Here is a 15817-nt window from a genome sequence, read left to right as displayed (position 1 = left end):
GCGGGGGCTTCGCTCATCGCTACCCCGCACGCAACAACCCCACCGCAGCATCCCGCTCGAACAAATACAACGCCACACGCGCCGCCTGCCCGCGCTCCCCGTCCAGCCCGCCGTCGCGGTCGACCAGCAGCCGAGCGTCATCGGTCGCCGCCGCTATCAGCTCGGCGAACTTCTCGGGCGGAGCGAGCCGGAAGGTCTGTTCCCCCGATTGCCGCGTCCCCAGCATCTCGCCCGCGCCGCGCAGCCGCAGATCCTCTTCGGCAATCCGAAACCCGTCATTGGTCTCGCGCATCAGCGCCAGCCGCGCGCGCGAGGTTTCGCTCAACGTCCCCCCGCGCAACAGCACGCACACCGACCGCCCCCCGCCGCGCCCGACGCGCCCGCGCAGCTGGTGTAGCTGGGCGAGCCCGAACCGGTCCGCCGCCTCGATCACGATCAGCGTCGCGTTGGGGACATCGACCCCGACTTCGATCACCGTCGTCGCGACCAGCACCCCAAGTTCGCCGCCGGCAAAGCGCGCCATCACCGCGTCCTTCTCCGGCCCCTTCATCCGGCCATGGACCAGGCCCACCCGCTCCCCGAACCGTGCGCGCAGTGCCTCGGCCCGCGCCTCGGCGGCGGCCAGGTCGGTCTTCTCGCTCTCCTCAACCAGCGGGCACACCCAATATGCCTGCCCTCCCGACGACAGATGCCGGGCAAGGCCGTTGACCACCTCCTCGATCCGCTCCTCGCTGATCACGCTGGTCTCGATCGGCATGCGGCCCGGTGGCATCTCGTCGAGCTTGCTCACATCCATCTCGCCATGCGTCGCGAGTTGCAGCGTGCGCGGGATCGGGGTCGCGGTCATCACCAGCAGATGCGGCGCGGTCTTCGCCTTGGCCTGCAGCATCATCCGCTCGGCCACGCCAAAGCGATGCTGCTCGTCCACCACGACCAGCCCTAGGTCGCGATACTCCACCCCCTGCTGAAAGATCGCATGCGTCCCAATCAGTATGTCGATCGATCCATCGGCGACGCCCATCAACGTCGCCTCCCGCGCGCGCCCCTTGTCGCGCCCGGTGAGGATCGCGATCTCGACACCCAGCCCGGCGAACAGCTTGCGCAACGTCTCATAATGTTGCCGCGCGAGGATTTCGGTCGGCGCCAGCATCGCCCCCTGCGCCCCCCGCCTCCACCGCGATCAGCAGCGCCATCGCCGCCACCAGCGTCTTGCCCGCGCCGACATCGCCCTGCAGCAGCCGCAGCATCGGGCGCGGCTGCGCCATGTCGCCCTCGATCTCGCGGATCGTCCGCGCCTGCGCCCCCGTCGGCGTGTAGGGCAAATGCAGCGCATCGCGCAGCCGCCCGTCGCCCTGCAATGCCCGCCCCTTCTTCGCCCGCGCGGCACCGCGCACCAGCATCAACGCCAGCTGATTGGCGAACACCTCGTCATAGGCCAGCCGGTCGCGCGCCCTGACATCCGCCGGATCGGCATGGATCGCGGCCAGCGCATCACGCCAGTCGGGCCAGCCCTTGCGATCCTTCAAGCTCGGCTCGATCCATTCGGGAAGATCGGGCGCGCGCGCCACCGCCTGCGCCGCAAAATCCGCCAGCCGCTTCGACGTCATCCCCTCCGACAGCGGATAGATCGCCTCGCGCCCGCCCGGCCGCGGATCGGTGATCGCGGCAATCTCCGGGTGCACGATCTGCAGTTCCTGCCCGTACTGGTCGAGCCGGCCCGACACCCATTTGGCTTCGTTCAGCGGCAGCTGCTTCTTCGCCCAGCCGCTATTCCCGCCAAAAAGACCAGCGTCACATAATTGCCGCGCGCATCCGTCGCCTCGACCCGCGCCGGCGCCCGCGCGCTGCCGCTCATGCGGTAATTCACCGGGGTCAGCCGAATCGCGATCGTCCGCCCGACATCTGCCTGATCCAGCTCCTCGCGCGGCAGCCGGTCGATGTAACCGCTCGGCAAATGGAAGGCGACATCCACCACCCGTGCCAGCCCCAGCCGCTCGAGCGGCTTGGCCAGCTGCGGCCCCACGCCCTTGAGCGCGGTGACTTCGGCAAAGAGCGGGTTGAGGATATCGGGACGCATCTCTATCTGCCTGCCTACACCCAAGCCGAGGGCGCATTCCAGCGCCGTCGGCCTATTTGCGTTGGAAAAACATGGATCACGACACCCGCCTCAAACGCCTCCGCTTCCGCGCCTGGCACCGCGGCGTCAAGGAAGCCGACCTGATGCTCGGCGGCTTCTTCGACGCGCGCTCGGCCACTTGGGATGCGGAGCAAGTCGCGTGGTTCGAGGATCTGATGGAGGAACAGGACGTCGACATCATGGCTTGGGCGATGGGAACCGAACCCACGCCTGCGCGCTGGCAAGGGCCGATGATGTATGACCTCAAGTCGCTGGATTACTTACCGATTTCTAAGTGACCCGTCACCCCGGCGAAAGCCGGGGTCTCCTGCCAAAAGCCGCTCGCGTGCGGAGAAAGACCCCGGCTTTCGCCGGGGTGACGAACTGGAATATGCCCGACCTCAACCGCATCCTCTCCGCCAAGACGCCGCTGACCCTTGCCGGCGTCCCCACGGGCTTTCTCCCCTGGCTGCTCGCCGATCTCGCGCGCGCCAGTGAGGCAGGTGCGGTCTATATCGCCCCCGACGAATCCGCGATGCGCGCGGTCGCCTCCACCGCGACCTATTTCGCGCCCGAGCTGGAGATCATCCAGTTCCCCGCCTGGGACTGCCTCCCCCTACGACCGCGCCAGCCCGACCTTGCGCATCATGGCCGAACGCATGGCCGCGCTCGCCGCGCTCCAGTCCCGCACCACCAAGCCGCGCCTGATCCTCACCACCGCCAACGCCGCGACCCAGCGAACGCTGACCCCGTTCCGCATCCGCCAGATGACCGCACGCCTCGCGCCCGGCGAGCGCATCTCGCTCGACAAGCTCGCCGCCCTGCTGTCGTCCAACGGCTATGTCCGCACCGACACCGTCCACGACAGCGGCGAGTTCGCGGTGCGTGGCGGCCTGGTCGACCTCTACCCCTCGGGCGCGGAGCAGGCGCTCCGCCTCGACTTCTTCGGCGACGAGATCGAAAGCGTCCGCACCTTCGACCCCGCCGATCAGCGCACCACCGGCCGCGTCGACGGCTTCACCCTGCTCCCCGCGTCCGAAGCCCTGCTCGACGAAGACACGATCAAGCGCTTCCGCACCCGCTATCGCGAGAAGTTCGGCGCCACCGCCACCGGCGACCCGCTCTATCAGGCGATCAGCGAAGGCCGCCGCCTCGCCGGCATGGAGCATTGGCTCCCGCTGTTCGAAGAGCGGATGGAAACGCTGTTCGACCACCTCCCAGCCGACGCCGTCATCGTCCGCGATTCGGGCGAAGCCCGCGCGGCGGAGTCGCGCTTCGAAGCAATCGCCGACTATCAGGCCAACCGCGTCCGCGCTCAATCGACCGACGCGGGCAGCTACCGCCCGCTCGGCACCGACCAGCTCTACCTCCTCCCCGCCGAGTGGGAGACGCGCCTCAAATCCGCCCGCGCCCATCTCGCCACCCCGTTCCACGAGCCCGAAAGCGCGACCGCCCTCGACTTCAACGTCGACGGCCCGCGCGACTTCGCCCCCGAACGCGCTGCGCAGAGCAACATCTACGAAGCCGTCACCGATCACCTCGCCAAGCTGCGCAAGGCGGGCAAGAAGCCGATACTCGCCAGCTACTCCACCGGCTCGCGCGAGCGATTGAAGGGCCTGCTCGCCGACCACGGCCTCGCCAACGCGGTCTTTGCGGAGACCTGGCAGGAAGCGCTCGGAGCCTCAGCCGGGGGCCGCGACTCGGGCAATGTCGCGCTCATCGTCCTGCCCCTCGACCACGGCTTCACCGCGCCCGACATCGCACTGCTGACCGAACAGGACATGCTCGGCGACCGGCTGGTCCGCCGCAACCGGCGCAAGAAATCGACCGACGCCTTCCTCGCCGAACTCGCCACCCTCTCCCCCGGCGACCTCGTCGTGCATATCGAGCATGGCATCGGGCGCTACGAAGGCCTCACGCAAATCCCGGTGCAAAAGGCACCGCATGACTGCGTCGCCCTCACCTATGCCGGCGGCGACAAGCTCTACGTCCCCGTAGAGAATCTCGAAGTCCTCTCCCGCTACGGCTCCTCCGAAGAGGGTGCCTCACTAGACCGTCTCGGCGGCGAAGCCTGGCAGCGCCGCAAATCGAAGATGAAGGAGCGCATCCGCGAGATCGCGGGCGAACTCATCCTCACCGCCGCCAAGCGCACGCTGCGCCCCGCCGACATCGTCGAGGCCGATCCCGCCAGCTACCCGGTGTTCGTCGACCGCTTCCCCTTTACCGAAACCGACGATCAGGACCGCGCGATCGGCGACGTGCTGGAGGACCTCGCCGCCGGCAAGCCGATGGACCGCCTCGTCGTCGGCGATGTCGGATTCGGCAAGACCGAGGTGGCGTTGCGCGCCGCTTTCGTCGCGGCGATGGCGGGGCATCAGGTCGCGGTCGTCTGCCCCACCACCCTGCTCGCGCGCCAGCATTACACCAATTTCGTCGCCCGCTTCGAAGGCTTCCCGATCCAGATCGGCCGCCTCTCCCGCCTCGTCCCCGCAGCGGAAGCCAAGGCGACCAAGGAGGGCCTCGAATCCGGCCAGATCGACATCGTCATCGGTACCCACGCCGTCCTCGCCAAGGGCGTCGAGTTCAAGCGCCTCGGCCTGGTCGTGGTCGATGAGGAGCAGCGCTTCGGCGTCACGCACAAGGAGCGGCTGAAGGCGCTCAAGTCCGACGTCCACATGCTCACCCTCACCGCCACGCCGATCCCGCGCACGCTGCAAATGGCGATGAGCGGCCTGCGCGAGCTGTCGGTGATCCAGACCCCGCCGGTCGATCGCCTCGCGGTCCGCACCTATGTCATGCCGTGGGACCCGGTGGTTTTGCGCGAGGCGCTGCTGCGCGAACATTATCGCGGCGGGCAGAGCTTCTTCGTCACGCCGCGCATCGCCGACCTGCCCGATATCGAACAGTTCCTGCGCGAGGAAGTGCCCGAAGTCCGCTACGTCGTCGCCCACGGCCAGATGGCGGCGAGCGAGGTCGAGGAGCGCATGTCCGCCTTCTACGACAAGAAATATGAGGTGCTGGTCTCCACCACCATCATCGAATCGGGCCTCGACATCCCGTCCGCCAACACGATGATCGTCAACCGCGCCGACCGCTTCGGCCTTGCCCAGCTCTACCAGCTGCGTGGCCGCGTCGGGCGCGCCAAGACCCGCGCCTATGCGTACATGACCACCGCGCCGCAGCGGATGATGACCGAGGGCGCGGAAAAGCGCCTCAAGGTCCTCTCGGACCTCGACTCATTGGGCGCGGGGTTTCAGCTCGCCAGCCACGATCTCGACATTCGCGGCGCGGGCAACCTGCTCGGCGACGAGCAATCGGGGCATATCAAGGAGGTCGGCTACGAACTCTACCAGTCGATGCTGGAGGAAGCGATCATGGACGCCAAGGCCGGCGGCATGGCCAGCGACCGCCCCCGCGACCTCTCGCCCCAGATCACCGTCGACGCCCCGATCCTCATCCCCGAAACCTTCGTCCCCGACCTCGACCTGCGCATGGGCCTCTACCGCCGCCTCAACGAGGTCGAGGACAAGCGCGGCATCGACGAATTCGCCGCCGAGATGATCGACCGCTTCGGCAAGCTGCCCGAGGAAACCGAAAACCTCCTCACCCTGATCGAGGCCAAGCTGAACGCCAAGCGCGCCTGCATCGCCAAGATCGACGTCGGGCCAAAGGGCGCGCTGGTCACCTTCCACGAAGACAAATTCCCCAACATCGACGGGCTGCTCGCCTATGTCGAGCGCCTCGACGGCACCGCCAAGCTGCGCCCGGACATGAAGCTGGTGGTGGCCCGCGCCTTCGCCACGCCAAAGGCGCGCCTCAACGCCGCCCTGCAAATCTCGCGCGGCCTCGCCAAGGCGGCGGGATGAAACCTTCTTATCCCCCCTCCCGCTTGCGGGAGGGGTTAGGAGAGGGCCTGTCAAATAGGCCGCGGCGCGTGTGGACAGGCCCTCCCCGACCCCTCCCGCAAGCGGGAGGGGAGAGAATACGACCAACCGAACTTGCGGCAGCATTTCCCGCGCCTTACACCCGTCTTCTAACTGGAGATTGCCCATGCCCGGCCCCGACCCGGCCGACCGCCGCGCCCTGCTCGACCGCGCCATTGCGGCGCTGGACGGCGTGCGCGACCCCGATCAGGCGGTCGAGATCCTCTCGCGCCACGCGCGCGGCATTGCGGGCTCCGAAGGCATCACCATCGTCCGGCTTGAGGGCGATCAGGTCCATTATCTCGGCGAAGACGCGATCACCCCCTTGTGGAAGGGCCGCCGCTTTCAGGCCAGCCAGTGCGTCACCGGCCTTGCGATCATGGGCGGCAAGCCGATCCTGATCCCCGACATCCGCTACGACCCGCGCGTGCCGCTCGATCTCTATGTCGCGCTGTTCGTCAGCAGCCTCGCCGTGTTCCCCGCCGGCGAAACCGCCGGCATCGGCGCCTATTGGAGCACCCCCGGCCCGATCGACCCGCTCGCGGTCGAGCTGATGGCCAAGCTCGCCGAAGCCGCCCGCCCGGCCTTCGCGACGCCGCCGGTCCTCAGCGCGCGCATGGAATAGCGCACGCCGCGCCGCGCACTTGTCCGTAATGGGCAGCCATATTGTTGCGGCGGGGTCTACCGAAGCGTACGATCGTTACGCCCTCGGAGAACCCACGATGACTCAGCGCGAAGAGGAAGCCCGTCGCGGCCTGCTCGCTCATACAATCGACCTGCTCGCCGCCGCCGACGGCCCTGACGCGGCGATCCGCATCCTCGCGCGCAACGCGCGCGGCATCGCCGGGTCCGAAGGCATCACCATCGTCCGGATGGAGGGCGACCAGGTCCATTATGTCGGCGAGAATGCGATCACCCCGATGTGGAAGGGCCGCAGCTTCCTCGCCAAACGCTGCGTCACCGGCATCGCGATCCTGACCGGGAAAATCCTGCAAATCCCCGACATCCGCGCCGACCCGCGCGTGCCCATGGACCTTTACGCAGCCCTCTACGTCGCCAGCCTCGCCGTCTTCCCGATCGGCGCGGTCGCTGCGATCGGCGTCTATTGGGGCACCACAGGCCCGATCGACCCGCTGGCGGTGGAGTTGATGACGGAACTGGCAGCGGCGGCGGAGCGCGCGTTCATTGCGCCGCCGGAGATGCTGGTGATCGCTGAGGCGGGGTGAGCGAGGAGGGGGCGTTTCCGTCTGGATATGGGCCGGTAGCGGGATGACAGCTTTTGGCCGAGGCGCGGTGAAAGCTGCCGTTGGCCAGCAGCGGGATCGAGTGGCTGCCTGATCCCGCAAGTTGCCATTCTCAATGGGGAAATGCGGCCAATCAGGAGGCTTTGTTTGGCTATATAGCCGCGATGCCGACTTCGCGAAACGCGGAGATCAGGGCCTGCGCCGTAAAGGGCTTGAGCACGATTGAACCGGGCGGGTTGCATGGTATGCACTCTTCAGGTGTTCCACTGATGAAGATCACTGGAACTGGCCCCAACCTCCTGTGGATCTCAGCCACTGCGTGCGGCCCCGTACCCTCCAGCAGCTTCACATCGGAAGTGATCATGTCGGGCTGGTGAGCTGTTGCTGCGGAGACAGCCGCCTCTTGCGTATCAGCTATTTCAAACGACGTCGCACCCTGTGACTCCAGAATATCCTGGATGGCCATTGCGACCAGTGGTTCATCCTCGATGATCAAAACATGGTACATGCGATAAACTCCTCGCGAATTTTGTTAACGCAGTCAGTACCTTATTGATCCGTAGACGTTCACATGCGGCAATGTTCATGGTACTTGCGGGGCCACCTCGGAACAATTCCAGCCGAGGCAAAAGCGAGTTCTAATGGCCAGCGCATCAATTATTCCAGCAGATGAGCCCTTACGCCTCGCGGCCGTTCGGCGTTACGACATACTCGATACGCCACCTGATGGTGCGTTCGATCGAATCACCGCGTTGGCGGCGCGGCGTTTCCGGGTGCCGATCTCAATCATCAGCATCGTCGATGAGGACCGAATCTGGTTCAAATCGCACCATGGGGTACCGGTTAAGCAGATCGGACGCGATCCCGGCCTTTGCGCCTCGGCCATTCTTTCTGACGATCCGCACATCCTCACCGATGCAAGCATCGATCCCCGCTCGCTCGCCAACCCGTTGGTAGCGGGCGACTTCGGGCTTCGCTTTTATGCTGGCGTGCCCCTGACCACGGACGACGGCCATAATCTTGGGACGCTGTGTATCATCGACAAGGAGGCAAGGCCTATCGACCAGTCGCAGATCGACGACCTGAAAGACCTTGCAGCGATTGTGATGGACCAGATCGAAATGCAGCTTTCGGCGCGACGCGCGGTCTCCCAGGCTGAGTTGATGGCCAAGGAGATCGACCATCGGGTGATGAACAGCCTGCAATTCGTATCGAGCTTGCTTTCAATGCAAAGCCGAGCGCTCACTGACCCGGATACAGTCGGTCATCTCCAGCTTGCCGCCAACCGCGTTGCTGCAGTCGCGCAGGTGCACCGGCATTTTTACGTCGAGGCGACCGATCAGACATCCTGCATCACGTTCCTCAGGCGGTTATGCGCCGAGCTCGCGTCGATTCTCGATCGAGAAATTGACGTAAGCGGTGATGAAGGCGTTATCCCAACCACGATCATCCAACCCATCGGACTGCTCGTCAACGAACTGGTGACGAACGCGGCCAAGCACGGGCGGGGGCTGATCCAGGTACGCTATGAGATCGAGGCCAATCAGCATGCCTTGATCGTCTCGGACGACGGTCGCGATCTTCCGAAAGACTTCGACCCGACAGCTACCAGCCAAAGCTTGGGCATGCGAGTTGTCGTGTCGCTTGCCAGACAACTCGGCGGAGTGTTGACGAGCGGTCACCGACCCGACGGTGGCACCTGTTTCAAAGTGTCGTTTGAGGTGCAACCGTAGTTAGCGGGTGACGCGCGCCGCCACCAGCGCCTGCGACAAAGGCAGCTGATCGGGAAGCGCGGCCTGTTGCCCGCTTTTTGCTGATTGTTGCTTCCAAGTCGCCGGACCGTTTCCCGCCCAAAGGCAGCCGATCCATCACCGCTTGGGTGAACGACCGCTTTCGGGATCAGCGAGGGGCATGGCGAACGACCGGAACTAGGGTCGGGACCCATAAACGGGATTCCCTTGGCGGCTGGGATGTGATTCATGCGCTGCGCCAGCAGGAGCGTGGATTTGAGCGAGTTTTGGTTGAGTGAAGCCCAGTTCGAGCGGCTTCGTCCGCTGCTGCCGGACAAGGTGCGCGGTGTGGCGCGGGTCGATGATCGGCGGGTGATCAGCGGCATCATTCATGTGGTGAAGTCGGGCGGGCGCTGGGTCGACGCGCCGGCCTGCTACGGGCCGAGGAAGACGCTCTACAACCGGTTCGTGCGCTGGGCGGCAAAGGGTGTGTGGCAGGAGCTGTTCGTCACGCTCGCGGCAGCAGGCGGGCCGCCCGCCGAGGTCCTGATCGACAGCACGCATATGAAGGCGCACCGCTCCGCGGGCGGTGGAAAAGGGGGGCGCTCGTCCAGGCGATCGGGATCAGCCGGGGCGGCCGCAACAGCAAGCTCCACGCGCTCACCGACGGCGAAGGTCGGCCGCTCCGCTTCCTGCTGACCGGTGGCCAGGTCGCCGACTGCCGCGCAGCCGATGTGTTGCTCGATGATCTCGCGCCGCGCACCATCGTGCTCGCGGACAAGGCTTACGACAGCAATGCGATCCGCGACCTGATCGAGCGGCAGGGTGCCGTTCCGAACATCCCCTCCAAGACGAACCGCCGCTGGAAAAGCTGCTTCTCCAAGACGCTCTACTAGGGCCGCAACGCCGTCGAGCGCATGTTCTGCCGCCTCAAGGATTATCGCCGCATCGCCACCCGCTACGACAAGCTCGCCACCAACTTCCTCAGCGCCATCTACCTCGCCGCAGCCGTCACATGGTGGTTATGAGTCCCGACCCTAGGGCGCATTCCTGACAAGTGGGCGACGTAATGCCCGAACATGTTAGGGCGCCCCCAAGCGGCGCCTATGTGGCAACGTCGGCCGCCGAGGTCGATTCATCGATCCAATCTTATAGTCACCGTTCGTCAGTTCCTGACGGTTGGCATTGGTGCGGGAGCTTGGCATTCTCCGTGAGGGGAGCAAGCTATGCAGCGCATCGAAAGATATTTGCTACGAGCGGCATCTCTGCTTTTGGTGGTTCTTTCGATTGCATTCGTCAGTCCTGCTTTTGCACAGACACACGTGCCACGCTCTGCAAGCGCCGCGACATTCACGAAAGATGGTGCGCTCGTCGTTGCGTGGCTCGGCGGATCGGTGACTCGTGAACGCGACGGCACGCGCGACACTTTGCTGGCGCCCGACCCAAATGCAGGTAGCATCGTCCTCGCAGCCGACGGCAGTCGCGCCGCGCTCATCAACAAGACCATCCGTGTAGTCGATCTGCGCAGCCGCCGGACGCTGTTAAGCCACGCCATTCCAACCGACGAATGGCCGGAAGTCATTTTCTCGCCGGACGGGCGACTTCTGCTGGTGAGCTATCGGAAGACCCGACGCTCGGAACTGTTTGATGTCGATCGAGCAGTGAAGCTCGCGGAGCTGCCAGGCACGTTCAAATATGTGGGGTTCATCGGCAAATATGTCGTGACCGTGGTCGAATCTCCGTCAATCGACGAAAGCGACGTCTTGACCGTTTCTGACATGACCGGGCGTGTTCTTGCGCAGCAGCAGGTCGCTACATTGTTGTCGGTTGGGGCAATGCCGGGAGCGGAAGACCGCTTGTTGATCAATAATTACCGCTCGCTACGTGAATACGACGTCACAAATCGTCGATGGGTCCGCAGCTTCCTCCCCAGCGCAGAAGGCAGCTTTTCCATCGTGCGCCTGACCGACAGCAGCGTAGCGACGTACAAGGGCTCCAACTGGCACCACTGGGATCCGCAGAACGGGCGACGGATTGGCCCTGCCAAGAGCACCCCCGATGGGGCAACGATCGACAAGATCTGGGCTGGGCCGGACGGGATGCTGCTGCTGTGGCTCAGAGGGCCCGATCGCTTGCTGCTGGTGAACCCTGCCAACGGTCAGATACGCATTTTGGCGGACTCGATCGGTAGTTCAAATGGGCGCGTGCTCGCTGTGTCGGCCGATGGCCGCAAGGTGGCGATCACTGTTCACTATGCGGTGCACATTCTTTCGATCCAGCCCGATCGCGTCGACAAGCGGTGTTTCGATCCGCCAGGAGAAACCGAGCGGTGCGTGATCGCCGAGAAATTTGTCGACTATGCACGTTCCGACAGTCCTGACGCGGCGCGTACACGCGGCCTGATCGCGGTGCTCCAGCGCCAGGATACGCGTCGCTGGGAGGTCGAGTATGCTGACGGTTACTATTATCTGCAGGCTGCTCGCCGGCTCGCCGAGCTTGGTCTGGAGGATGAGGCCGCCGATGCTTATCGGTGGATCCTCGGAGCTCCAGGCAAGGGAATGATACCGGGAGCAATTCTGGCCTTTAGCGATCTGCTGATCGCTGGAAAGCGCTTCCAAGAAGCACGTACCCTGCTTGAGCCCCTCGTCGTCGAGGTGAGTACGCGTCCGCGATCGAGCCGGCTAACGGACTCGTTTCACAGCAAAGTGATGTCAGCGCTCAGCGAAGCCTATTTTGCTCTCGGAGAAACTGAAAAGGCAGTCGCAGCGGCCAAGAAGGCCTATTCGCTTTTTGGCAAGACAGCCAGCTTCTCAGGAAAATATGTGGGTCGTGCGATGCTCATCGAAGCGAAGGGACTCGCCCTGCTCGGGCGCGACGCCGAAGCGCGAGCAATCCGGGCGGACCTGCTCAAGCAGCTGATCAAGCGCGACGATGCCGACTTGCTCGCCGTTGAGACCCGCGTTGCCCTAGCCGAAGACTATGCAAAGCAGGACGACATAGATCAGGCCGAAGCGTTGCTGAGTGAAGCCCTTGCCATCGCAGGGCGAACTCTTGAAGCGGGCAATCCGACAATGATCGACCTTCGCACACGATTGGGCGACTTGCGGATCAAGGCCAAGCGCCCACTCGCCGCGCTTGCCACGATGCGTCCAGCGGCGGCCGAATTGCGTAAGGGTCAGACTACATATATCCACCGCTTCCACACACTTTATCGGCTTCAAGTTACCGCAGCTTGGTCCGCCCTTTTGGACCAGCGGCGAGCGCAGCGTCGCTCGGCAGGACCGACCCGTGCGGCGGCGGTCACGTTGCCGGGGGTCAGTCAGCACGAGAAGCAAGTCACGGCCGCAGCGGTCTCTGAGGATGGCCGATTGGTCGTCACTGGCGGCCTCGACGCGACAATTCGCATCTGGGACGGTTCAAGCGGCGTACAGCGCTTCCTTATCGGCACCATCGGCACGCCGACCCACGTCGAGTTGATTGACGCAACTCATGCGCTGATCGTTGCTGGCCGCGTGATCATCGTCGACCTCGTTCGAGGTGAGATCGTACGCGAGGTGAGCAACAAGAGTTATTCCGGCGACGCCGCGCGAGCCGCAGACGGCACCTGGGCGATAAAATATGAACATGCTGTAGAGGTTATCCGACCCGATGGTACGCGACTGCGACTCACTGACGACCTCGAGCCAATCAAGCAATTCGCGTTATCGCACGATGGGACTCGCGTGGCCGGTGTACTTGCAACGACAGGCCGCACTGTGCTGTGGGACGCAAATACGGGGCGTCAGATCGCGCGGCTGGAGATTAGTGAGAAAGCACCAGCGTTCGCACATTCCAAACTGTTCATCCTGCCGAAAAATGATCCTGAGAAGCTGTTGAGCTTCGACGCGCGAGACGGTTCAAGCGTAAGATCGGTGGCCGTTGGCCAATGTGGAAAATCTACGATCATGGTCGCGTCAGGGCAGTTAGTAACGCGCGGTGGGGCAGTCTGCATATGGGATAACTTGCTGAACTCACTTAGGCTCATTTACGGTGCCTCGCCCGCTGAGCAACTAACCGTAGTAACGCTCAGCCGTGATGGTCAGATTGCAGCGATTGGGCTGAAGGATGGCTGCATCCACCTGGTCGATGTGGCCAAAGGCAAAGTTCGCGCCACGCTGCAAGGGCATAGCGGCAGCGTCACCGCATTGAGTTTCAGCGACAATGCTCGCCTGCTCATTTCCGGGAGCGCGGATAACACTGGTCGTGTCTGGAATACAAAATCCCGTCGGATGGTGAGCATACTCGGCCGCTAGTCCGCCAGGTTCAGCGTGGGCAGTAGAAAGCGTCTGCTGCAATGGCCGCACCTTCATCACCTCCAGGCTCACCTAGCGCGAAGGGCAACGGCGTCGGATTTCCAAGCTGTATCACTTGGGCAATGGAGCCGAACCTGCATCGCCATCGCATCTGAGCGCCCAGCTGCACCCGATCGACCAATGACCGCTTTCGGGTCTACATTGAACTGGGTCGGGCGTCTGTACTTGGGGCGCGAAGCCGTCGCCATCTGCGCTGAACGCTAGATTTTCAAACTCTGGCGGTTCCCGTAGTCCGTCCTGCTGCGCTAGTGTCGGGATCGCCTGATAATCGCTTGCCAACTCCCGCCCCTACCGATTACGGCACGTTATACCATTACATAAGTCGTCGGTGGGGGATTTGATGTTTTCGAAGTCACTGCGCGCGGGCGTCGCGTTGGGTTTGCCATTCCTGGCTGTCCCCGCTCAAGCGGACGACCAAGCCGACGATCGTCGCCAGCGCGAGATCGTCATCATCGGCATTTCCGAAGATGACGGCTATGCACCCCAGCAGGCTGCTGTAGCTGGCAAAAGCGCCGCGCCGCTCCTCGAAATTCCGCAATCGGTCAGCGTCGTTACGCGCGAGCAGATCGAAGATCGCAACCTCTTCACGATCGGCGAAGCGATGCAGACCGTCGCTGGCGTCACGGTGATGCCTTTCGACGGCACCAACCCCGATTATCGTGCGCGCGGGTTCGTGCTCGACTATGCCTATGATGGCGTTCCCTCGACCTTCTCCTCGGGCGTCCCTGAGTTCGATCTGGTGATCTATGAGCGGGTCGAAGTGCAGCGCGGTCCGACCGGCCTGTTCCGCGGATCGGGTTCGCCTGGCGGCACGATCAACCTGATTCGCAAGCGTGGCCAGGATCGATTCACCGTGTCGGGCGCGCTGTCGACAGGGTCATGGAAAAATTTTCGTGGCGAGTTCGACATTGGCGGTCCGGTCGATGCCGAAGGTCGGCTGCGCGTCCGCGCGGTCGCCGCGCTGCACGATCGCGACTTCTTTCAGTCTAAGTCGCATACGCGCAAGCTGACCTCCTATGTCGCGGCGGATTTCGACCTCACCCCCACGACGACAATCGGCGCGTCGGTCAGCTATCAGGATACCAAGGCCGACACGCCGATGAACGGCCAGCCGGCCTTCACCAATCAGCAATTCCTGAACTTCCCGCGCGACTTCCAGCACCTCCCCAACTGGAACCAGTTCACCGAGACCACGACCGAATATGCCGGGGAGGTCAAGCAACAGGTCGGCGACTGGTCGCTGGTGGTACGCGGCCTGTACCGCGACATTCCGCGCGCTTGGGAAGACGCGTTCATCCGCCCCGGCACCGGGGTCGATCCGGCCACGCTGACTGCCGAATATGTGAACCGGCGCAGCCGGGGCGTGAACGGCAAAACCGCGGTCGATACCTATGCCACCGGTCCGTTCAGCCTGTTCGGGCGCGAACATGAACTCGCGGTCGGCTACAGCTTCGACAAGCGGACGACGTCGTTCCTCAACCGCACCCAGACATCGGTAGGCCGCTATTCAATCTACAGTGCCGATGCGATCCCGCTGCCCTCTGGCGCATTCACCAGCGGCAGCGAGACCGACCTGCGCCAGAGCGGCTTCCACGCCCAGGCCCGCCTGCGCCCGTTCGACGGGTTTACGGTCGTCGCCGGCGGTCGCCTCAGCGACTACACCAACCGCACCCGCAACGTCGCCCCGTCGACGCCAACCAATTGGGTCACCAACCAGAATTCCCGCATTCGCGGCAAGTTCACACCCAGCGTCGGTGCGGTGCTGAACCTGGCGCGCGCTATCACGCTCTACGGCAGCTATTCGGACATCTTCAACCCGCAGACCCAAGTGCGCAGCGACGGGACCCCGCTCGATCCGCGTGTCGGCGAGCAATATGAGGTCGGAGTCAAGGGCAGGTTCCTCGGCGGCAAGCTGAACGCCAGCGCCGCCGCATTTCGCAGCAAGGACAAGAACCGCGCGCTGTCCGACACCGTCAACCCCGGCTTCTTCGTTCAGGCGGGTGTCGTGAAGATCGAAGGGTTCGAGTTCGAGGTAAGCGGCACGCCGCTCCCCGGGCTCGATCTCACCGCCAGCTACACCAATGTGAAGACCGAATATGAAGTCGGCACCGCCGCACAGACCGGCGCGATCTTCGACATCTTCACCCCGCGCCACCAGTATAAAGTCTATGCCCGCTACGAGCCGGCTGCGCTCGGCGGTGCGTTCGCCTCGGTCAGCGTCAACGGCCAGAGCGGCGTGGTCGGCGGCGGCGTCGAAGGGATCCGCGAGCAAGATGCGTTCGCGATCGTCGGGGCGCAGCTCGGCTGGCGGTTCAACGACAATCTGCGCGCGTTCGTGTCGGTCAACAACCTGCTCGACAAGACCTATTACCAGCGCGTCGGCTCGATCAACACGTACAACTTCTACGGCGAGCCGCGTAACTTCCTGCTGACGCTGCGCGCGAGCTACTGA

At 64.1% G+C, this 15817-nt stretch carries 7 protein-coding genes and 3 pseudogenes; 8 read left to right on the top strand and 2 right to left on the bottom strand.

Translation table 11 applies throughout. The annotated features are described in order from the left end of the window. Nucleotides 1-19: 19 nt before the first annotated feature. Nucleotides 20-2077, bottom strand: a pseudogene (gene recG, locus LRS08_RS13725) (ATP-dependent DNA helicase RecG). A 71-nt stretch (nucleotides 2078-2148) separates the two neighbouring features. On the opposite strand from recG, the gene LRS08_RS13720 reads away from it, so the two are divergent. The 4 genes and pseudogenes from LRS08_RS13720 (at nucleotide 2149) to LRS08_RS13705 (ending at nucleotide 7265) form a co-directional block, all read left to right on the top strand. Further along, nucleotides 2149-2415, top strand: a complete 267-nt coding sequence (locus tag LRS08_RS13720) for a succinate dehydrogenase assembly factor 2 (RefSeq protein ID WP_257843166.1) — start codon at nucleotides 2149-2151, stop codon at nucleotides 2413-2415. 92 nt (nucleotides 2416-2507) lie between these two features. Then, nucleotides 2508-5982 (top strand): annotated as a pseudogene (mfd, locus tag LRS08_RS13715) (transcription-repair coupling factor). 184 nt (nucleotides 5983-6166) lie between these two features. Next, nucleotides 6167-6664, top strand: a complete 498-nt coding sequence (locus LRS08_RS13710) for a GAF domain-containing protein (protein WP_257843167.1) — start codon at nucleotides 6167-6169, stop codon at nucleotides 6662-6664. A gap of 97 nt (nucleotides 6665-6761) precedes the next feature. Continuing rightward, nucleotides 6762-7265: a GAF domain-containing protein gene (locus LRS08_RS13705; RefSeq protein WP_257843168.1), complete on the top strand. Its 504-nt coding sequence runs from the start codon at nucleotides 6762-6764 to the stop codon at nucleotides 7263-7265. A 169-nt stretch (nucleotides 7266-7434) separates the two neighbouring features. Here the strand turns inward: LRS08_RS13705 and LRS08_RS13700 are convergent, their stop codons facing one another. After that, nucleotides 7435-7791: a response regulator gene (locus LRS08_RS13700; RefSeq protein WP_257842938.1), complete on the bottom strand. Its 357-nt coding sequence runs from the start codon at nucleotides 7789-7791 to the stop codon at nucleotides 7435-7437. A gap of 133 nt (nucleotides 7792-7924) precedes the next feature. Here LRS08_RS13700 and LRS08_RS13695 point away from each other — a divergent pair, with 133 nt between their 5' ends. The 4 genes and pseudogenes from LRS08_RS13695 to LRS08_RS13680 all read left to right on the top strand — a co-directional run bounded on the left by LRS08_RS13695 (nucleotide 7925) and on the right by LRS08_RS13680 (nucleotide 15817). Further along, nucleotides 7925-9016, top strand: coding sequence for a sensor histidine kinase (locus LRS08_RS13695; protein WP_257843169.1), 1092 nt, complete (start codon nucleotides 7925-7927; stop codon nucleotides 9014-9016). Nucleotides 9017-9262: 246 nt separating this feature from the next. Further along, nucleotides 9263-10041 (top strand): annotated as a pseudogene (locus tag LRS08_RS13690) (IS5 family transposase). A gap of 198 nt (nucleotides 10042-10239) precedes the next feature. Further along, nucleotides 10240-13305 (top strand): hypothetical protein, encoded by a 3066-nt coding sequence (locus tag LRS08_RS13685; protein ID WP_257843170.1) that lies wholly within the window; start codon nucleotides 10240-10242, stop codon nucleotides 13303-13305. Nucleotides 13306-13705: 400 nt separating this feature from the next. Further along, complete coding sequence (locus tag LRS08_RS13680; RefSeq protein ID WP_260480848.1) at nucleotides 13706-15817, top strand: TonB-dependent siderophore receptor; 2112 nt, start codon at nucleotides 13706-13708, stop codon at nucleotides 15815-15817.

This window comes from Sphingomonas sp. J315, from assembly GCF_024666595.1.
Taxonomy (GTDB): Bacteria; Pseudomonadota; Alphaproteobacteria; order Sphingomonadales; family Sphingomonadaceae; genus Sphingomonas.
This window is presented reverse-complemented; position numbering and strand designations above follow the sequence as displayed.